14 protein-coding genes are annotated in these 18,793 nt (G+C 67.1%); 12 read left to right on the top strand and 2 right to left on the bottom strand.

The window, feature by feature from the left end; all coding sequences use genetic code 11:
- The first annotated feature begins 422 nt into the window (after positions 1–422).
- Entirely contained in the window at positions 423–2,387 is a 1,965-nt protein-coding gene (locus tag ACFQPS_RS17725) for a flagellar hook-basal body complex protein (protein WP_377360549.1), read from the top strand.
- A 195-nt stretch (positions 2,388–2,582) separates the two neighbouring features.
- The gene (locus ACFQPS_RS17720; RefSeq protein ID WP_377360548.1) at positions 2,583–3,110 is read left to right on the top strand and encodes a hypothetical protein; all 528 of its coding nucleotides are present in this window, start codon (positions 2,583–2,585) and stop codon (positions 3,108–3,110) included.
- Between the two features lie 274 nt (positions 3,111–3,384).
- Here the strand turns inward: ACFQPS_RS17720 and ACFQPS_RS17715 are convergent, their stop codons facing one another.
- Complete coding sequence (locus tag ACFQPS_RS17715) at positions 3,385–3,822, bottom strand: flagellar biosynthesis repressor FlbT (protein WP_377360547.1); 438 nt, start codon at positions 3,820–3,822, stop codon at positions 3,385–3,387.
- 266 nt (positions 3,823–4,088) lie between these two features.
- On the opposite strand from ACFQPS_RS17715, the gene flgK reads away from it, so the two are divergent.
- The 5 genes from flgK to ACFQPS_RS17690 all read left to right on the top strand — a co-directional run bounded on the left by flgK (position 4,089) and on the right by ACFQPS_RS17690 (position 9,942).
- Entirely contained in the window at positions 4,089–5,711 is a 1,623-nt protein-coding gene (gene flgK / locus ACFQPS_RS17710; RefSeq protein ID WP_377360546.1) for a flagellar hook-associated protein FlgK, read from the top strand.
- Between the two features lie 19 nt (positions 5,712–5,730).
- On the top strand, positions 5,731–7,209 hold the full coding sequence (locus ACFQPS_RS17705) for a flagellin N-terminal helical domain-containing protein (protein ID WP_377360545.1): 1,479 nt from the start codon (positions 5,731–5,733) through the stop codon (positions 7,207–7,209).
- Positions 7,210–7,331: 122 nt separating this feature from the next.
- Positions 7,332–8,639 (top strand): flagellin, encoded by a 1,308-nt coding sequence (locus ACFQPS_RS17700; protein WP_377360544.1) that lies wholly within the window; start codon positions 7,332–7,334, stop codon positions 8,637–8,639.
- A 111-nt stretch (positions 8,640–8,750) separates the two neighbouring features.
- The gene (locus tag ACFQPS_RS17695; protein WP_377360543.1) at positions 8,751–9,164 is read left to right on the top strand and encodes a flagellar biosynthesis regulator FlaF; all 414 of its coding nucleotides are present in this window, start codon (positions 8,751–8,753) and stop codon (positions 9,162–9,164) included.
- Between the two features lie 4 nt (positions 9,165–9,168).
- Positions 9,169–9,942: a DUF1217 domain-containing protein gene (locus ACFQPS_RS17690; protein WP_377360542.1), complete on the top strand. Its 774-nt coding sequence runs from the start codon at positions 9,169–9,171 to the stop codon at positions 9,940–9,942.
- A gap of 194 nt (positions 9,943–10,136) precedes the next feature.
- On the opposite strand, the gene ACFQPS_RS17685 is transcribed toward ACFQPS_RS17690, so the two are convergent.
- Positions 10,137–12,179 (bottom strand): 6-hydroxymethylpterin diphosphokinase MptE-like protein, encoded by a 2,043-nt coding sequence (locus tag ACFQPS_RS17685; RefSeq protein WP_377360541.1) that lies wholly within the window; start codon positions 12,177–12,179, stop codon positions 10,137–10,139.
- Between the two features lie 185 nt (positions 12,180–12,364).
- Here ACFQPS_RS17685 and ACFQPS_RS17680 point away from each other — a divergent pair, with 185 nt between their 5' ends.
- The 5 genes from ACFQPS_RS17680 (at position 12,365) to ACFQPS_RS17660 (ending at position 18,772) form a co-directional block, all read left to right on the top strand.
- Positions 12,365–13,837 (top strand): aldehyde dehydrogenase family protein, encoded by a 1,473-nt coding sequence (locus ACFQPS_RS17680; RefSeq protein ID WP_377360540.1) that lies wholly within the window; start codon positions 12,365–12,367, stop codon positions 13,835–13,837.
- Positions 13,834–14,622 carry an acylneuraminate cytidylyltransferase family protein gene (locus ACFQPS_RS17675; protein ID WP_377360539.1) on the top strand — a complete coding sequence of 263 codons (789 nt, stop codon included), beginning with the start codon at positions 13,834–13,836 and terminating at the stop codon, positions 14,620–14,622. The genes ACFQPS_RS17680 and ACFQPS_RS17675 overlap by 4 nt, the downstream gene beginning before the upstream one ends.
- Before the next feature lie 21 nt (positions 14,623–14,643).
- A complete protein-coding gene (locus ACFQPS_RS17670; RefSeq protein WP_377360538.1) occupies positions 14,644–16,560 on the top strand; it encodes a transketolase C-terminal domain-containing protein in 1,917 nt (638 codons plus the stop codon).
- A 50-nt stretch (positions 16,561–16,610) separates the two neighbouring features.
- Positions 16,611–17,429 carry an SDR family oxidoreductase gene (locus ACFQPS_RS17665; RefSeq protein WP_377360537.1) on the top strand — a complete coding sequence of 273 codons (819 nt, stop codon included), beginning with the start codon at positions 16,611–16,613 and terminating at the stop codon, positions 17,427–17,429.
- Between the two features lie 227 nt (positions 17,430–17,656).
- Positions 17,657–18,772 carry an N-acetylneuraminate synthase family protein gene (locus ACFQPS_RS17660; RefSeq protein WP_377360536.1) on the top strand — a complete coding sequence of 372 codons (1,116 nt, stop codon included), beginning with the start codon at positions 17,657–17,659 and terminating at the stop codon, positions 18,770–18,772.
- The last annotated feature ends 21 nt before the right edge of the window (positions 18,773–18,793 follow it).

The raw sequence follows: 18,793 nt of genomic DNA, 5'->3' as shown, positions 1-18,793 counted from the left end.
CATCGGCCGATCCTGACCCCGGGGCATCTCTCCCCGCGGCTGGTCCGCCAGCCCCTGATCCGGTTGTTCCCGTCCGGCCGGTTGTTCCTGTCCCGGAGGCATCTTCCCCCCAGCCTCCCGGACAGGGCGCTCCTCATATCTATCCATGCAGGTCTCCGCAAGAGGATGTGGCCGGGCCACCGCCTCCGGGCGGCCCCGCTGTCACAACAGCCGACAGCGGCACCCGCTGCATCGTCCGGCACGGAGCCCGGCAGCACCGGCCCTACCGTTGACCGGCGGAAGATTCTGACCGGCAAGAACTGCCGAGCGCCCGGCCCCGCCGCCACCCGATCCGACGGAACGCAAGGGAATCCCTCGGTTCCGCCTGTGGCACGCCGGTTGCTGATGGCAGGCAGACGCTGTTCAAGCATGGGAGACAGAAGATGAGCGTGTTCGGCGCGATGACGACTGCCGTCGGCGGTTTGACCGCTCAGAGCCGGTCGCTGGGCCACATTTCCGACAACATCGCCAACTCGCAGACCATCGGGTACAAGCGGGTGGAGACCAGCTTCCAGAACCTGATCACGCAGTCCAATTCGTCCGTCCACAGCCCGGGCGGCGTCAGGGCGCGCCCCAGCTACACGAACAACATCCAGGGCAACGTCTCGCAGACCCAGTTCGCCACGAACATGGCGATCTCCGGCGGCGGCTTCTTCCAGGTCAGCCGAGGCGAGGAGGTGTCCGGAACCGTGAACTTCCAGAGCCAGGCCTACTTCACCCGCGCCGGCGACTTCTCGCTCGACAAGAACGGCTATCTGCGGAACAGCGCCGGCTATTATCTGAACGGCTGGGGCCTGCGGTCCGGCACCAACGTCGTCGAGCGCGGCACGCCGCAGCCGATCCGGGTGCAGCAGCTCATCGACAATCCGACGGCGACGACGAACATCAATCTCACGGCAAACCTGCCGCTGACGCCGAACCCCGAACAGCCGCTGCCGACCTCGGAGATCAGCATCATCGACCGCAACGGCGAGACGCGCACCGTCAATCTCAACTGGCGCAAGCAGGGCGATAACAACTGGCGCCTGGACGTCGAAGCGCCCGGAAGTTCGTTGCAGCCCGTGGGTGACCTGCTCTCCACCGGCAATACCCAGTCGATCGGCCCCGAGGTCCAGATCATCCCCTCAACGACGCCTGTGCAGCAGGTCAGCACCGCGGCCTTCGCGGGCGCCCCGACGTCCGGAACGGATTACAGCATCACGATCAACAACAAGACTTTCACTTACAAGGCGCAGAGCTATGACACCAACGCGTCGATAGCGGGGCAGTTGGTGAACAAGATCTATGCCGACGGTAGTTTTACCAATTATACATTTGCGATCGATCCCGCGACATCGGCAATCACCGTGACCGGACCGACCGAGGGCACGCAGTTCACCTTCAAGGCCAGCTACGATGCCGCCGCCGCCACACCGACCACCCCGGGCGTGCCGGGCGTCAAGCAGCAGGTGTTTCTCCCGCTGAGCGGCATCGCGGGCGATGTGGGCGACGAATTCACTATTCCGTTCGGCGGCGGCACTGAATCGGTCAGTTACATCACTGACGGTACCGAGCCCGACCTGAAGACCATCGCCACCAGATTGGCTTCGAAAATCAACTCGAACAATGACAGCCCGTACACCGCGACCGTCAGCGGCGCCGGTCTGATGCTGACCCGGAAGGACTTCACCGCTCCGGTTGCCGCCAACAACGGCATGGGCGCCTACACCACCACGGGCGGCCAGACCCCGGCCCATGTGTCCGTGGAGTTCGGCGAAGGCGGCGTCCTGAAGAGCCTGACCTCGACCAACGTCGGCTCCGGTAACGCCCAGGTCTCTGCAACACAGGCGGAGGGTGATGATGCCTACATCACCTTCACCGTGGACTATGGGAACGGCCCCCAGGAGATCAAGCTCAACATCGGCAAGTTCGGGTCGAGCGTGAACGGTCTGACCCAGTTCGCCGGTGAGAACATCGAGACCTTCAACCTGACCCAGGACGGCTTCACCCGTGGCGCCTTCCGCGATCTGACGATCCTGGCATCGGGCGAGGTGGTAGCCAACTACGACAACGGCCGCAGCCGCGTCCTGGCGCAGATCCCGGTCTTCCAGGTCTCGAACCCGAACGGCATGCAGAAGACCGACGGCAACGCCTACGTCGCCACGACCGACAGCGGCGCCGTGCGGGCCAGCGGGGCGGGCGAGAACGGCGCCGGCAACCTGGTGGTCAGCAGCATCGAGGGATCGAACGTCGACATCGCCGACGAGTTCACGAAGCTGATCGTCACCCAGCGGGCCTACAGCGCCAACACCCGCGTTGTCACCTCCGCCAACGACATGCTGGTCGAGGTGCTGAACCTGGGCCGCTGATCCGCGGCGGGTTCCGCTGAACTCCCACCCCGCGGCCGGAGGCGCCCGAAAAAGGCGCTCCGGCCGCACCGGTTCCCGCGGGGTCCTGGAATCCTCGGGAACGAGAGCAGCAGATTAGCTTGTCTGAAACCTTAAATTTACTTGCTGGACAAGTCGCCACCTCTCCGCTACTCTGAGGATGGAGGTAGACTTGCCATGATGGTCGGATCCGTAATCTCTGCCGTGCGGGCATCTGACCCGCTGCCGCCATCGGCGGCGCGGACGGGGACGGATTCCGCCGACACCACCGGCCTCCAGCCGATCGAACCGGCGATCTACTTCAACCCGAAACTCCGCTTCGACTCCGATGCCAATGTCGTGGTGATCGAGTTCCGGGACCTGAAGAACGGGGAGCTTCAACGCAGCATCCCGACCCAGGCCCAGCTCGACGCCTATGAGCGGGCCGCCCGCATCACCCGGGACGAGGAACTGCGCACCGCCGCCGAAAAACTGGCAGCCACAGCGACAAGCGGCCCGTCATCATCGACAGCAACATCTCAGCGCACCGGCAGCACTCCGGAGACGGGCAGCATCGGGACTCAACCAGCCGGTCAGCCCGGGGGCCTCTCCACCTCTCCAGCCGCTGCGCCCCGTGCCGTCGCCGGAACGACCGGCAATGGAAGCGACGCCACCGCCGGTCCGGCAGGTGCTGCCCCGCCGGGATCGACTGAGGTCGATGCCTGACCGTTACGATGCCTGACTGCGATACTGTGGGGTCGCACGAACGGGCGTCATTGGCTTCCGGAAAGAACGGCCGACACTGAAGAATACGGCTTCTCCGGTGCTGTCTCTCCGAAACAGTCGCTGGAAGATACGGCAGCGGAAGGGGTGTCGGCCTGTCCGGCTTTCTCTGTTCCTGCTCTTGTTCAGAAATCCGGCGACAGTCGCCTGTCCTGCCGTTCGCTTCCGTGAGGTGCCGGAAGCGCCATCGCGGACATCCGCGAACCGAAGCACCTCCTCACTCCGTCATCTCGCCGCCAGCCGGGACCCGCTCGGTAGAGGCCGAGCCGCGGCCGAGAACGATATCCTCGTAAGTGATGACGTCGCGGGCGAGCTGAAGGGCGGGATAGTAATCCTCCGCGTCGATGTGGCGGTTCAGCTCGTCCAGCTTCTCCCGGATCGCAGCGTTGCGGGTCGCGTCATGGAAATCCCGGACCAGATCCCGCTGGAGGGCCAGCATGGCCGGGCGTTCATCCTCAGCGGCCAGATAGGTGTTCTGCACCGAGAAGTAGATGCGGCGGGCCGGGCTGTCGGCCTCCTCCGGACGCATGATCTGCCGGTCCCGCATGAACCGGGCATGGTTCATGAGAACCAGCGTCGCGGAGGTCTCGGCCTTGATCAGGGCACCGTTGACGACAAGGTGCTCGCCGGCTTTCAAGCGCAGCTTCAGCGGCATTGACGAACAGACTCCCCTGGTTCAATCGGTGGTCCGGCCTGGGCGGCACCCCTGCGGGTACCGGGCCGGCGGCGGAGCTTACACCAGCCCGGCCCGCTGGTGCATCCCCAAGGTCGCGGGTGCGAAGAAAGGGCGGCAGGTCGGCCGTTTTCCGGACACCCGGCAGTTCCTGCCGGCCGCCCCGGCACGGATTGCCGGTCTCCCGGTTCCGCTGTCGCCGGAACCGCCGTCAGTCCCCAGGAATTCCGCCATCTCCCTTCTGGCACATGCCTTGCTTATTCCTCCCCGGAGAAAGAGGAACCAGCGGCATGTCCCTGAGCGTTGCCATATCTTCTGCGATCAGCGGCCTACGGGCGACGCAGAACAATATCGCGACCGTGTCTCAGAACACGTCGAACATCCAGACGCCTGGGTACACCCGCAAGTTCGTCACCCAGGAGGCTCAGGTCCTCACCCCCACCACTGGGGGCGTCCGGACCGGCCAGGTCCAGCGGACCTTCGACCAGGCGCTTTACCGCGAACTCTTGCAACGGGAAAGCCAGGCAGCGCATCTGGAGACCGTCTCTACCACTCTCTCCTCGATCGAGAAGCTCCAGGGGAGCCCGGAATCTCAGACATCGATCAGCGCCCGTCTGGCCGATCTGCGCGACGATTTCATCAGCCTGGCGGCGAAGCCGGAGTCGGTGGAGCTGCAAGCCGACGTCGTCAACTCAGCCAAGGTCTTCGCGACCTCCATGAACACCGTCGCCAACGCGATCATCGACAAGCGGTCGGAGACGCAGAATGCGATCGTCGATACCATCGACACCGTCAACGGGCTTCTGACCGATATCGCACAACTGGACCGGCAGATCTTCCAGACCCAGGGAACCCAGCAGGGGACGGCAGATCTACAGGACCGCCGCGATCTGAAGATCCGTGACCTGGCGAAACTTGTGGACGTGGTTGCCCTGGAACGGGCCGACGGCACGATGCTGCTGATGACTCGCGGCGGCGCCACCCTGCTGGACCGCGTGCCGAACTACCTGTCCACCTCCCCGTCGCGGATCGCCGCGAGCAGTTATTATGATCCTTCGGGTGCCGGTGGGATCGCCCCGATCCGGCTGGGCGATCCGAACACAGGGGTTGACGTCACCCAGGACCTGCGCGGGGGACGCCTGGGCGGACTGCTGGAACTGCGTGACGATATCCTGCCGCGCATGCAGGCGGAGTTGGACGAGCTGGCCCACATGGTCGCCGTGCGCTTCAAGGGCAAGACGACGCCTGACGATGGCGCGCCCGGGCTGACCCTGTTCACCGATACCGACGGCGTCTCCATTCCCGGCGACGTGTCGGGGCCAGTGGATTATGCCCCACCTATTCTCTATGTCGGCTTTGCCTCCCGCATCCGGGTGGGGCAGGCCGTCATGGAAAATGCCGAACTGGTCCGCTACGGCGACGACGGCGCCCCCAAGGTGCCGCCGGCCAGCGGCTCCTCGCCGCCCGACCCGATCGCCGGCTCCACGATCTTCCTCAAGAATGTCGTGGACCATGTCTTCGGCACGACGACGGTGGGGGGCAGCAATCACATCGCCTTCAACACGCAAGGGCTGGGCGCCAACCCCCGGCGGAATCTGACCAGTTCAATTCCAGCCAACGTCGCCTTGATCGACTTCGCCCAGTCCGTCCTGGTCAAGCAGTCAAGCGAGGCCGGACAGGCCAAGGCCCGTGCCACCGAAGCCACGGCCCTGAAGGAAGAGCTGGATTTCCGCTACTCCGACAAGACCGGGGTCAATCTGGACGAGGAGGTGGTGATGCTGACCGTGCTGCAACGCAGTTACGCGGCCTCGTCCCGCGTCATCACCACCGTCGAGCAGATGTACGATTCCCTGTTCCGGATCGCCGGCTGAGGCTCAAGGAGATCGAACCATGTCCTCCATCGCCACGCTCACGCAGTACACGCGGATTCTGCGCGACACCGGGCTGGTGAAGCAGCAGGAGACAGACCTCCAGCGGCAGCTTTCCACCGGCTACAAGACCGATGTCTTCAGCGGACTCGGCATCGACGCGGCGCGCTCGGTGAACCTGCGCGAGACGGCCTCGCGCATCACCAGCTACCAGCGCAACATCGACCTCGTGCAGGCCAGGACGGAGGTGCTGGACACCGCCATGCAGCGGGTCGGGACGCTCGTCACCTCGGTGATCTCCGACCTCAACAAGCTGGACGGAACGACGATCAGCGATCCGACCGTCGTGCGCGACAACGCCCGCCAGGCCCTGGAACAGATCGCCTCGCTGCTGAACACCAAGGTGGAGGGACGCTATGTCTTCGCCGCCAGCGACGAGACGACCCCCCCGGTCAACGACCTGACCGGCCTCATCGACACCTATGACCGGTTCTACTCGACCTACCTGAACGCCCCGGCCGGCGCGGCCACGCGCCTGGACTTCGACGGGGACGGCACCACAATCGGCGACGCTGACGATGCCCTGGGCACCGGCCCGACGCCGGCGGACTCCCTCTTCGTGTTCAACGGGGTCGGGCCGGAGGGTGGCGCCTTCGTCTTCGACGTGACCGGCACGCCGCCCCCCGCTGCGGGCGATACCTATTCGGTGACCCTGAACGGCACGACCTTCACGACCACGGTGGTCGGCGGCGGCATCGACACGACGGAGGAGATCGTCACCGACCTGCGGGCGCAGATCCAGGCCGATCCGGCCTTCAGCTCCTACGTCGTGCTGGACGAGGATCTGGACGCCGCGGCGAACAGCCGCGCCATGCTGCGCATCCAGGTGCCGAAGGACTTCGCCACTGCCACGGCGTCCGGCGCCGGCCCCGGCGCCAGCCTGACCCGGGTGCCCTCGGATATCGAGCAGCTCAATCTGGCCATGCAGCGCGTCGTCCGCGACCCGGCGCTCGCCTACGAACCCGGCATGGACGGGGTGGGGACGCTCTATTCGTCGACCCTGCGCTACGCCAATGCGCCCATGGTGGCGCGGGTGGACGACAATCTGGACGTGACCTACGGGGTGCGCGCCGACGCCAGCTACTTCCGGAACATCATCCAGGGTCTGGCCATGGTCGCCAACCTGGAGCGGCCCGACGACCCCGACATCCGGTCCCGCTATTACGATGCCCTGCACAGCGCCCGCGACATGCTCCAGGCCGGCAGCAAGGATCTGAACACCGCCGTCGCCTCGGTCGGCGCGGTGCGCCGCAACCTCGACCAGCTCGAGGTGAAGCACAAGGCCGTGCTCGGCATCGTCAACACCAATGTCGGCGAGATCGAGGACGCCGACATCGCAACGGTGGCCACCCGGCTGAACCTGGCGGAAACCCAGCTCCAGGCCGGCTACCGGACCATTGCGTCGCTCAACAAGACCTCGATCCTGGACTACCTGACCTGACACCGGTGGGGAACGACCCTATCCTTACCGGTAGTAAGTACCTCGTTTTCCCTTGCCCTTCCGGGAAATCCGTGCAATCTTTCCGGTGCCGCAAATGCGGCCATTAGATCAGGAGAAAAACCGTGGCCAATTCTATCGTCACCAATTCCGGCGCGCAGGCTGCCATCCGGTCGCTGTTCACCATCGACCGCGACCTCAAGACCACCCAGGGCCGTATCGAGTCCGGCCTGAAGGTCAACAAGGCGTCTGACGATCCCGCCGTGTTCTCGATCGCCCAGGGCATCCGCGGCAACGTCTCCGGCCTTAAGGCCGTGCAGGAAGGCCTCGCCTTCGGTTCCGCCGTTCTGGGCACCGCCAGCAAGGCGGCGTCGAGCATCTCGAACGAGCTGAACGAGCTCAAGAAGACCATCACGCAGGGCCAGCAGCAGGGCCTCGACAAGGACGCCCTGAACACCCAGGTGTCGCGCGCCCTGTCGCTGATCGACACCTACGCCTCCTCCTCGACCTACATGGGCGTCAACCTCATGAAGAGCGAGACGGGCGGCGACATCGTCGATACCGAGCTGACCTTCCTGACGGACATCTCCGGCCGCTCGATCAGCATCTCCAACCAGCAGTTCACCTCCAAGGATCTCGGCCTGTCCAGCCTGGACGTGGATGCCGGCGGCGTCCGCTTCAATCTGGAAGGCGTCACCCTCACGTCCGCGTCACGGATCGAGGTCGGTGGCAAGACCTTCGAGTTCACGAACGATGAGGCTCTCGCGTCTGCGACCAGTGTCGCCGTGAACATCAACGGCCTGACCACCCAGTCCGAGATCAAGGACAAGCTGGCCTCCACGCTCCGCGCCAACGGCCTCGGCGCTCGCGTCAACAAGGATGGCTCGGTGGATGTCTTCGGCGCTGCCGCTGGCAACATCAGCCTGACCTCGGACGGTATCCGCGGTTCTGCCGCCGGCACCACCGCCGGTCTGACCTATGACGCGACGAACAAGGTCTACTCGGCCAACCAGGCCGCGACGGCTTCGGCGCCGGCGGCGGCGGCACGGTCGGACGCCTTCTACGTCCAGATCCTGGGCGCGACGGCGGTTGACGCCGAATCGTCCGGCTCGGGCGAGACGACCAACACGGCCGCGGCGGAGCAGTACAAGGACGTGAAGTCGAGCGCGATCGCCACGGTGGACTCGGCGATCACCCTGGCCGGTCAGAAGCTGGCCACCATCGGCGCCATCCAGCGTCAGGTTTCCGGCTTGCAGGAGTTCACCAAGACCCTGTCGGATACCCTGAACGAAGGTCTGGGTGCCCTGGTGGATGCGGACATGGCCGACGAGAGTGCGCGTTTGCAGGCCTTGCAGACGAGGCAGCAGCTGGCCATCCAGTCGCTGTCCATTGCGAACCAGCAGCCGCAGGCTCTCCTGGGTCTGTTCCGGTAAAGTCCGGGGGAGGCGGCGGCATCGCCGCCGCCTCCTTTCTTTTTCCCTTCGCTATCGATTTCGTTAGCACATTTGCGCTAAGCTCGGTCTGACAGGACCGAGGAGTTGGTGATGAGCATCTCTAGCTACCAGCAGCGCGCCGCCACGCAGGAAACCCCGCAGTCCCTTGAGCTTCGTGCCTTCGGTTTCGTGACCCAGGGACTTCGGCAGGCCGGTACGTCATCCGATCCGACGGCGCGCATCCGGGCACTTCACAGGAATCACCAGCTCTGGCTGACCTTGGTCAGCGACTTGGCAACCCCGGAAAATCCGCTCCCCGACGAGTTGAAGGGGCGCCTGATCACCCTGGGCATGTGGTCGATGCGCTACAGCCTGCGGGCCATGGAAGAGGATATCCCCGTCGATCCGTTGATCGACGTGAACACGGAAATCGCCGGCGGTATTTCTGACCAGATCCGGCGGTCGGCATCCCAGAGTCCGACGGCGACGCCGGAGGGTGCGGGGCCGATCCAGACAGCGGTGTGATGCCATGTACGAAGGTCTCGGAGCGACGGTCACCTACAACATCCTGAAGAAGCAGGGTGATACAGCCGTCACGCGCTACCGGGACCAGAAGACGGTCGAAAAGACCATCAACGACTTCAAGGCCCGCATTGCGAAGATCGACAGCCCGGAAGCTCTCCTCAAGGACCGCCGGGCGCTGGAGTTCGTGCTGACCTCCTTCCAGTTGGAGTCGGAGATCGGCAAGACCGGCATCCTGCGTAAGCTCCTGACGGAAGATCCCACGGAGGACAAGGCGCTCGCCAACCGTCTGGTCGATCCCCGCTACACCAAGCTGGCGACCAGCCTCTCCGGCAAGATTCCGGAAGCTTTCCAGAACGCGTCCTTCGTCAACGGCCTGATCAACACCTACGTCACCAACACCTTCGAGAAATCCGTTGGTGAGGGGAATACGGGCCTGCGTGAGGCACTGTACTTCAAGCGCAACATCGCCAACGTCACCAGCGTCTCCCAGATCCTGGCCGACAAGGCGCTGAGCTACGTCGTCCGCAAGGGCCTCAACCTGCCGGACAGCTTTGCGATGCAGGATTTCGACCAGCAGAAGCGCTATCTGGAGAAGAAGCTGGATCTGACGAAGTTCAAGGATCCGGGCTACGTCGAGAAGTTCACACAGCGCTTCCTGACCCAGGTGAGCGCGACGGAATCCACGTCAGCCAGTTCAAATGTTGCCTTGCAGATCCTTGGCGGCGGCGGTGGCGGTCTGACCTCTCTGCTCGGCCGGAAGGTCTCGATCCTGGCATAGGCCGCATCGCTCGGCCGCGGAACGTTCCCCCACGCCCCCCACGGGACCATCCTCCGTTCGCAGTCCGGCGCACTCATCGGGCGCCCCTGGCCATCGGGTCAGCAGGGCTCTGCCCCCATTCCGGTGCAGTGCCCGCGGGGCGTCTCCGATCGTCCGGACAGCTCCCGCACCCGGAAAGGGGCGGCACCGCCCTCTCAGTCGTAGAGGGCGCCGTCCTCCGCCTCCAACTCGTCCACCAGCCCGTAGGCCTCCGCCTCCAGCTTGCGGAAGGCATGGATCAGGATATCGCGGACCTGCGTGAACAGCCCGACGCGATCGGCCCCGTCCGGCAGCCGGTTGAACACGAGGTTGGTCACCAGCGCCATCCGATGCACGGTCCCGCGCAGTAGCCGCGCCGTGAACTGATCGCGGATATGGCGCCCGCTCAGCCGGACCGCCTGCTCGATCCGGTGCAGCACCTCGTTGTCCCAGTCGTCCGCACGCTCCAGCACGGCGATCAGCTCGCCCATTGTCGTGGCGATGTTCTCCCGCAGCGGCGCACCGCGCCACGCCGAGACGAACCGCTCGCGCGGATAGTGCGGGAACTGCTCGATCAACTCGCGCACATGGGCGGCCTTGTCGATCCTCGGCTCGTCCAGCACCACATCCTGGGCGCGGGCCGGCCGGGCGCCTTCGATGGCGACCCCGTTGCTGAGATTGAGAACCTCCAGATCGAAATACCGGATCTGGGCCTCGACATTCACCCGCTGCCGGACCAGGGCCATGTCGGTGAAGACCGTGCGGCCGAAATTGCCCCGGACCGGGATCGTCAGATGCCGCGGCCGCTGCCCCTGCCAGGCCTGTGCCGCGCGGGGCTGCACGCGCGGGTTCACAGCCCCCAGATCGACACCGCAGAGCAGGACCTTCCTGGCCCCCAGATGAGCACCGATGGAGATCGCCGTGTTGGTGACCTGCGGCCCCTCCATCAGCAGAATTTCCTCGCCCCGGTCGCCGAAGACGGCGAGCGGGCTCATCACCTGACGGAAGAAATAGACCGTATCGCGGAAATAGCTGTCCACCCCGGGCCAGATCGAGGTCGGCATCACGGCATAGATCGACGAAAGATCGAAGCTCTCGGCCAGTTCCTGGTGCCGGGTCAGAATGCTGCCGGCCCGCTCCAGATTGCAGTGGATGTCCGGCACGATGCTGTTGCGCAGCAGAATCGCCAGCGATGACCCGCTGGAAATCAGGATCGCCCGGTCCTTGGCCCAGCGGATGAAATCGATCAGCCCTTCGATGGACGGCCCGCTGCCGGTGACGATCACCGGCAGGTCGGTCTTCTTCTGCACGACGTTCAGCACGCGCTTGTTCCCCGTCCGCAGATTGCGGAAGGAGTTCTTGAGCATGTTGTACTCGTCGGTGGCGAAGCCCTTGAAACCGGCATGGTGGGCCGACTTCTCGCTCTGGAACTCGCCGGCGGCGACCTTGATCGCCGGCAGGCAGGGCCGGTGGACGACCGAGATCATGTTGTCCAGGCCCAGGCTGCATTCGGAATCGAACAGGTCGGTCAGGTAGCTGTCGATGCCCTGCGCGGTCGATTCGAGGCACAGCTCGAACTTGCCCCCCCAGGTCCCGACCAGATCGAAGAGCCCCGGCCAGTCGATCAGGTAGGTGGAGGCCAGGATCAGATCCAGGTCGCATTCGCAGATCAGCGTGACCCGCGGCCGGTAATGCTCGATGATCGGCTTCAGCGTCAGTCCCAGCCCGAGCCCGAACAGCGTCACGAAATAGGGCGTCGTGGCGGTCGGGTGCTGGGAAAGTTCGATTCCCTGACGGTCCAGCTCGTCGGCAAGCTCGACCAGCATGTCGATCTCCTGGAAATCGACAGCCTTGTCGTCATACCGCGTCGTCGGCCAGGGATCGGACTCCGCCTTCGCCTGCGCCTCGCGGGAGGTTTCCCGGTCGCGCTCCGTCGGCATCGCCGGCCGCGCGAAGGACATCCGGACCGGCGCCCGGATCGCCGCTGCCACCTGTGCCTCGGCTTCCGCGCGGGCCCCGGTCAGGTAGAACAGCCCCTGCGGCGTGCGCAGATTGACCTCCCCGTCGGGAAACCAGACCAGCTCGGACTGCGGCCGGTGCCGCTTCAGGAAATCGTGCAGCGGAACGCCCAGGTCACCGAAGAACTTCATGTTCTTCCGATGCAGATCCTGGGCCTCCTTCGGCACCGCCGTGCTGGGCGAGGGTTGGGCCTGGGTCATGATCGGACATCTCCGGAAGCTGGATCGCACCGCGATGCAGGGTAATGCCTCGCTCCCGGAGAGAGAAGAGACGAATGGCGCCGTGACATCGGGGGGAGTAGCCTGTCCGGGACCGTGATTGCCTTTGCGGGCGGGTTTGCCCACACTGCCGCCATCCCGGTCCCGCATGGTCTTTCCGGTTGCCCATGTCCTCCGTCGAACACCCAGAACTGGTTCCCAACTGGTACGCCGGTGCCGCCCACCCGCCGCAGGCGGATCGCTGGGGCGACAAGCTGGCCCCGCACGACGGGCGGCTGCTGTCGCGTTTCGCACTCTCCACGGCGGCCGATGTCGGCACCGCGGTGGCCGCCGCCGCCGCCGCCCAGCCGGCCTGGGCGGCGCTGACGCCGGTCCGGCGCGGCGACATCCTGCGCGGCGTGGTGGCGGCCCTGCGGGACGCGCGGGACGATCTGGCCGATCTGGTGGCGCTGGAGACCGGCAAGCCGCCCAAGGACGCCCGGGGGGAGACGGCCGGCGCCCTGCTCCAGGGCGATTTCTGGGCGGGGGAAGGGCTGCGCCTCTATGGCCGCACCCTCTCCAGCGCCATGCCCGGGCGCTATTCGGGCACGGTGCGGCAGCCGATCGGCGTCGCCGGCCTGATCGTTCCGGCCAACACCCCGATCGCCAACATCGCCTGGAAGGTGTTTCCCGCCCTGCTCTGCGGCAATGCCGCGGTGCTGAAGGCGTCGGAGGACGCGCCCCTGCTGGCCCTGCGGATCGCCCGGATCGCCGAGGCGGCGGGCCTGCCGCCGGACGTGCTGAACGTGGTGCAGGGGCTGGGGGCCGAGGCCGGGGCGGCCCTGGTCGGGCATCCCGATGTCGGCGTCATCAGCTTCACCGGCTCCACCGCCGTCGGGCGCTGGATCGCGGAAGCCGCGGGGCGGCGGCTGGCCCGCGTCTCGCTGGAGCTGGGCGGCAAGAACGCCTTTGTCGTCTGCGACGACGCCGATCTGGACAAGGCCGTCCACTGGGCCGCGCTGTCCGCCTTCAGCAATGCCGGCCAGCGCTGCGCCGCCGGCAGCCGCCTGATCGTCATGGACGGGGTGTACGAGGCTTTCCGCGACCGCTTCGTCGCGCGGGCAGGGTCCCTGCGCCTGGGCGTCACGGATGCGGACGATCTCGGCCCTGTCATCAATGCACGTCAGCTCGCCACCATGCTGGCACGCCTGGATGAAGCCAGGCAGGCGGGAGCGCGGGTGCTGACCGGCGGGCACCGCCTGACCGGGCCCGGCCACGCCGCCGGCTGCTATCTCGCCCCGACCGTGCTGGAGGGGCTGGCCCCGGAGCATCCCCTGTCGGACTGCGAGCTGTTCGGCCCGATCACGGCGCTCTACCGTGTCGCGGATTTCCAGGAGGCACTGGATCTGGCGAACCGCACGGCCTACGGCCTCACCGCCGCCATCCACACGCGCAGCCTGGACCGGGCGCTCGCCTTCTGCCAGCGGGTGCGCGCCGGCGTCGCCAACGCCAACATCGGCACCTTCGGCAGCGAACCGCAGATGCCCTTCGGCGGCTTCGGCCTGTCCGGCAACGGCAGCCGCGAGCCGGGGACGGAGGCGCTGGACGTGTACAGCGAGCTGAAGACCATCTCCCTCGTCGTCGATCAGGACAGGCTATGAGCCCCGCCGATCCCGCCGGCCCCAGCGTCGTCGCGCTCATCCCGGCGCGCTCGGGCTCCAAGCGCGTGCCACACAAGAACATCCGGCTGCTGGGGGGCCACCCGCTGATCGCCTACAGCATCGCCGCAGCGCGCGACAGCGGCGTGTTCGACGCCGTCATCGTCTCCACCGACGATGCGCACTATGCCGACATCGCCCGCCATTACGGGGCGGAGGTCCCGTTCCTCCGCCCGCCGGCAATCGCCGGCGACCGCTCGCCCGACATTGAATGGGTCCGCCATACGCTGGAGCGGCTGCGGGACGGAGGCCGCACCTTCGACTGCTTCAGCATCCTGCGCCCGACCAGCCCCTTCCGCCTGCCCGGCACGATCCGGCGCGCCTGGGACCGCTTCCGCTCCCAGGCCGGGGTGGACAGCCTGCGGGCCGTGGAGAAATGCAGACAGCATCCCGGTAAGATGTGGGTCATCCGCGGCGACCGCCTGCTGCCGCTGCTGCCGCTGACGCCGGAGGAGCAGCCCTGGCACAGCAGCCAGTACGCCGCCCTGCCCACCGTCCATGTGCAGAACGCCAGCCTGGAGATCGCCTGGAGCCGGGTGGCCCTGGAGGGCGGCACCATCGCCGGCAGTACCATCGTCCCCTTCCTGACCGAGGGACAGGAGGGGCTGGACGTGAACGACGACTACGACTGGGTCTACGCGGAAACCCTTCTCGCCCGGGATGCCGCCCGCCTGCCGGCGGTGACGCAGCCGCCCTACGGTCCGCTCGACCCGGCCGGGCATCCCTGACGACGGTACGGAGACGGCCCCATGGGCGAGCAGATCACCCTCTCGAACGAAGCCGGCGCCCTGTTCCATGTGCCGCAGGCGGAGTTCCGCCGCCTGCTGGACCTGCCGCTGGCCCCGCCGGAGCGCGCCGCCCTGTTCGCGGATCTGTGCCGGCTGAACACGCTCTACATGATCACCCGGGCCGGCTCGGGCCATATCGGCAGCAGCTTCTCCAGCCTGGACATCGTCTCCTGGCTGCACCTCTGCGTCCTGCGGCCGGGACACGACCTCTACTTCTCCTCCAAGGGGCATGACGCGCCCGGCCTCTATGCCGTGCTGACGGCGCTGGGCACGCTTCCGTTCGAGAAGATCCACGGGCTGCGCCGGCTGGGCGGGCTGCCGGGACATCCCGACGTCGCCATCCCCGGCATGGTGGCGAACACCGGCTCCCTGGGCATGGGCATCTCCAAGGCCAAGGGGATGGCCGAGGCCGACCGCGTGGCCGGCCGCCCGCCGCGGCGGCTTTTCGTGCTGACCGGCGACGGCGAGTTGCAGGAGGGGCAGGTCTGGGAATCGCTCGTCTCGGCGGCGAACCGGCACAGCGACGGGATCGTCGCCATCGTGGACCACAACAAGCTCCAGTCCGACACCTTCGTGCGCCGGGTCAGCGACCTGGGCGATCTGGAGGCGAAGTTCCGCGCCTTCGGCTGGTCCGTGCTGCGGGCGGACGGGCATGACATCCCCGCGGTGGCGGCCGCCCTGGACGCGCTGCTGGCTCTGCCGGGACCGCGCGTCCTGATCGCCGACACGGTGAAGGGCAGGGGCGTCTCCTTCATGGAGCATACGGCCCTGCCCCCGGAGCAGGAGTTCTACAGGTTCCACAGCGGCGCCCCGTCGCGGCCCGACTACGCCCGCGCGACGCAGGAACTGGCGGACCGGATCAATGGCCGACTCGCCGCCGCCGGCGCCGCCCCGCTGGTGCTGGAGGCGGAGACCGTGCCGGCGACGGCCGCGCCGCCCGGCGTGCGCCTGATCCCCGCCTACACCGAGGCGCTGCTGGACGCGGCCGGGCGCCTCCCGCATCTGGTGGCGCTGGATGCCGACCTGATCCTGGATACGGGGCTGATCCCCTTCCGCGACCGGTTCCCGGACCGCTTCATCGAATGCGGCATCGCCGAACAGGACATGGTCTCCCAGGCCAGCGGCATGGCCCTGGCCGGGCTGCTGCCGGTCGTCCATTCCTTCGCCTGCTTCCTCACCGCGCGGCCGAACGAGCAGATCTACAACGCCTGTTCCGAAGGAAAGCGGATCGTCTTCGTCGGGTCGCTCGCCGGACTGCTGCCGGCGGGGCCGGGCCACTCGCACCAGTCGGTGCGCGACCTCGCCGCCATGGGCGCGATGCCGGGCCTGACCATGGTCGAACCGTCCTGTCCCGCGGCGGTGGGGCCGCTGCTGCGCTGGTGCCTGGAAGCGGCCCCGGCGGCCAGCTACCTGCGGCTGGTCTCGATCCCCTGTGACGTGCCCTTCGCCCTGCCGGACGGCTGGACACCGGAGCCGGGGCGGGGAACCGTGCTGCGGCCGGGACGCGATGGCGCCGTGATCGCCTACGGCCCCGTCATGCTGACGGAAGCCTGGCACGCCCTGGACCGGCTGGAGCGGGAGCAGGGGCTGCGGCTCGCCCTGATCGACCTGCCCTGGCTGAACCGGGTGGACCCCGGCTGGCTGGCGGAGACGCTGGCGGGGCTGCCGCTGGTCGTCTCCATCGACAACCATTTCCGCATCGGCGGCCAGGGCGACCGCATCGCCGAAGCGCTGGCAGCCCGGTCCGGCAGCCCACCGCTGCTGCGCTTCTGCGTCGAGCGGCTGCCGGACTGCGGCCGCAACGACGAGGTGCTGAAGGCCCACGGGCTGGACCGCGACTCCCTGGCCGCGGGCATCCTCGCCCGGCTGCGGCCGTGACGGCGCCCGCAGTGGCAGATGCCCCGGACAGGACAGGGGAGAGGAGACCCATGGACCCGGTTTTCGACGTGTCGCAGGAGACCGTCGTCGTCACCGGCGCGGCCGGACAGCTCGGCGGCGCCTATGCGGCGGCGTTCCTGGAGCGCGGGGCGCGGGTGGTGGCCCTGGACCGGGGCGTCGATCCGGACCTGCTGGCCCGCCGCCTGGGGGCGCTGGCCGCCTCGGACCGGCTGCTGCCGGTGGCGGCCGACGTGACCGACCGGGCCGCCCTGGAAGCGGTGCTGGCGCAGGTCCGGGCGCGCTTCGGAACGCCCACCGTGCTGATCAACAATGCCGGCATCGACACCCCGCCCGACGTTCCGGCGGCGGCCGAGACCGGGCCGTTCGAGGACTACCCCGAGGCCTCCTTCGACCGCGTGATGGCGGTCAACGTGAAAGGCGTCTTCCTCTGCTGCCAGGTGTTCGGCGGGGCGATGGCCGAGGCCGGCCGCGGCTCCGTCGTCAATGTCAGCTCGATCTACGGCGTCGTCTCGCCGGACCAGGAGATCTACGCCTACCGGCGCGACCGCGGGGAGGTCTTCTACAAGCCGGTGGCCTATTCGACCTCCAAATCGGCCCTGCACAACCTGACGCGGTATCTGGCGGCCTACTGGGGGCGCAAGGGCGTGCGGGTGAACACGCTGGTCCTGGCCGGCGTCTTCAACCACCAGGACCCGGCCTTCCTGGCCGCCTATACGGGCCGCATCCCGATCGGGCGCATGGCCGATCCGGCCGACTATGTCGGGCCGGTCCTCTACCTCGCCAGCCCGGCCGCGCGCTACATGACCGGTTCCGACCTCGTGGTGGACGGTGGCTGGACGGCGATCTGACGCAGCCCCGGCGGTGCCGGTATCCGGAATCCGACACGGTTCGACATGCCGAGAGCTTGGAACCGCAAGGGTACAACACTTCCTTAATTATGTTATTCTATCCCGGATGGAGTAACCCCGACCGCCGGTCCGGCTCTTTTTCCGCGGCCTCTTTCCGTGGGATGACGGCGTGGCTTCGGGGCCCGTGGCCCGCCGGGTCCGATGGCCCGGCCAGAAGGAGCAGTCCCGTGGACCGTGAACCCGTGGCCAGAGCACCCGCGGTCAGAGAACTGGAGATCGACGGCCGCCTCATCGACGACGGGGGCGACTGCTACGTCATCGCGGAAATCGGCCACAACCACCAGGGCAACCTCGAACAGTGCATGAAGCTGTTCTCCCTGGCCAAGATGTGCGGCGCCGACGCGGTCAAGTTGCAGAAGCGTGACAACCGGGCCCTGTTCACGCGGGAGATGTACGACAGCCCGTACCACTCCGAGAACGCCTTCGGCGCGACCTATGGCGCCCACCGGGAGTTCCTGGAGTTCGGCCGCGACGACTACATCCAGCTCAAGCTGCACGCGCGGGAAATCGGGATCACCTTCTTCTCCACCGCCTTCGACCTGAAGAGCGCCGACTTCCTGGCCGACATCGGCATGCCGGCCTACAAGATCGCGTCGGGGGACATCACCAACACGCCGCTGCTGCGCCATGTCGCCCGCATCGGCCGCCCGATCATCATGAGCACCGGCGGCGCGGACATGGACGATGTGCGACGCGCCTACGACACGGTGATGGAGATCAACCCGAAGCTCGCCATCCTGCAATGCACCTCGGGCTATCCACCGGCCTTCGAGGAGATGAATCTGCGGGTGATCCAGACCTTCCGGGAGGCGTTCCCGACCACGGTCGTCGGCCTGTCATCGCATGACAGCGGCATCGCCATGGCCCTGGCCGGCTACATGCTGGGCGCGCGCATCGTGGAGAAGCACTTCACCCTGAACCGCGCCATGAAGGGCACCGACCATGCCTTCTCGCTGGAGCACAGCGGGCTGGAGAAGATGGTGCGCGACCTGAAGCGGGCCCGAATCGCGCTGGGCGACGGCGTCAAGCGCCGCTACCCGTCGGAGGAGAAGCCCCTCTACAAGATGGCGAAGAAGATCGTCGCGGCGCGCGACCTGCCGGCCGGTCACGTCCTCACGCTGGAGGACCTCGCCTTCAAGGCGCCGAACGACGGGTTGCCGCCCTACCACGCCGACCATCTGGTCGGGATGCGGCTGACCCGCCCGCTGGCGGAGGACGAGGCGATCGGCTATGCCGACCTGACCAGCGAGGACGCGCCCGTCCACCCGGCCGTGGCGCTCTGAGCCCCTGCCCAGCTTCCCCGC

This window comes from Rhodocista pekingensis (genome assembly GCF_042665545.1).
GTDB lineage: Bacteria > Pseudomonadota > Alphaproteobacteria > Azospirillales > Azospirillaceae > Rhodocista > Rhodocista pekingensis.
This window is presented reverse-complemented; position numbering and strand designations above follow the sequence as displayed.

What these genes read in the sequence shown, in the direction of transcription:
- ACFQPS_RS17725 (WP_377360549.1), top strand. Translation starts at nt 423, where the DNA reads ATGAGCGTGTTCGGCGCGATGACGACTGCCGTCGGCGGTTTGACCGCT.
- ACFQPS_RS17720 (WP_377360548.1), top strand. Translation starts at nt 2,583, where the DNA reads ATGATGGTCGGATCCGTAATCTCTGCCGTGCGGGCATCTGACCCGCTG.
- ACFQPS_RS17715 (WP_377360547.1), bottom strand. Translation starts at nt 3,822, where the DNA reads ATGCCGCTGAAGCTGCGCTTGAAAGCCGGCGAGCACCTTGTCGTCAAC.
- flgK (WP_377360546.1), top strand. Translation starts at nt 4,089, where the DNA reads ATGCCTTGCTTATTCCTCCCCGGAGAAAGAGGAACCAGCGGCATGTCC.
- ACFQPS_RS17705 (WP_377360545.1), top strand. Translation starts at nt 5,731, where the DNA reads ATGTCCTCCATCGCCACGCTCACGCAGTACACGCGGATTCTGCGCGAC.
- ACFQPS_RS17695 (WP_377360543.1), top strand. Translation starts at nt 8,751, where the DNA reads ATGAGCATCTCTAGCTACCAGCAGCGCGCCGCCACGCAGGAAACCCCG.
- ACFQPS_RS17690 (WP_377360542.1), top strand. Translation starts at nt 9,169, where the DNA reads ATGTACGAAGGTCTCGGAGCGACGGTCACCTACAACATCCTGAAGAAG.
- ACFQPS_RS17685 (WP_377360541.1), bottom strand. Translation starts at nt 12,179, where the DNA reads ATGACCCAGGCCCAACCCTCGCCCAGCACGGCGGTGCCGAAGGAGGCC.
- ACFQPS_RS17680 (WP_377360540.1), top strand. Translation starts at nt 12,365, where the DNA reads ATGTCCTCCGTCGAACACCCAGAACTGGTTCCCAACTGGTACGCCGGT.
- ACFQPS_RS17675 (WP_377360539.1), top strand. Translation starts at nt 13,834, where the DNA reads ATGAGCCCCGCCGATCCCGCCGGCCCCAGCGTCGTCGCGCTCATCCCG.
- ACFQPS_RS17670 (WP_377360538.1), top strand. Translation starts at nt 14,644, where the DNA reads ATGGGCGAGCAGATCACCCTCTCGAACGAAGCCGGCGCCCTGTTCCAT.
- ACFQPS_RS17665 (WP_377360537.1), top strand. Translation starts at nt 16,611, where the DNA reads ATGGACCCGGTTTTCGACGTGTCGCAGGAGACCGTCGTCGTCACCGGC.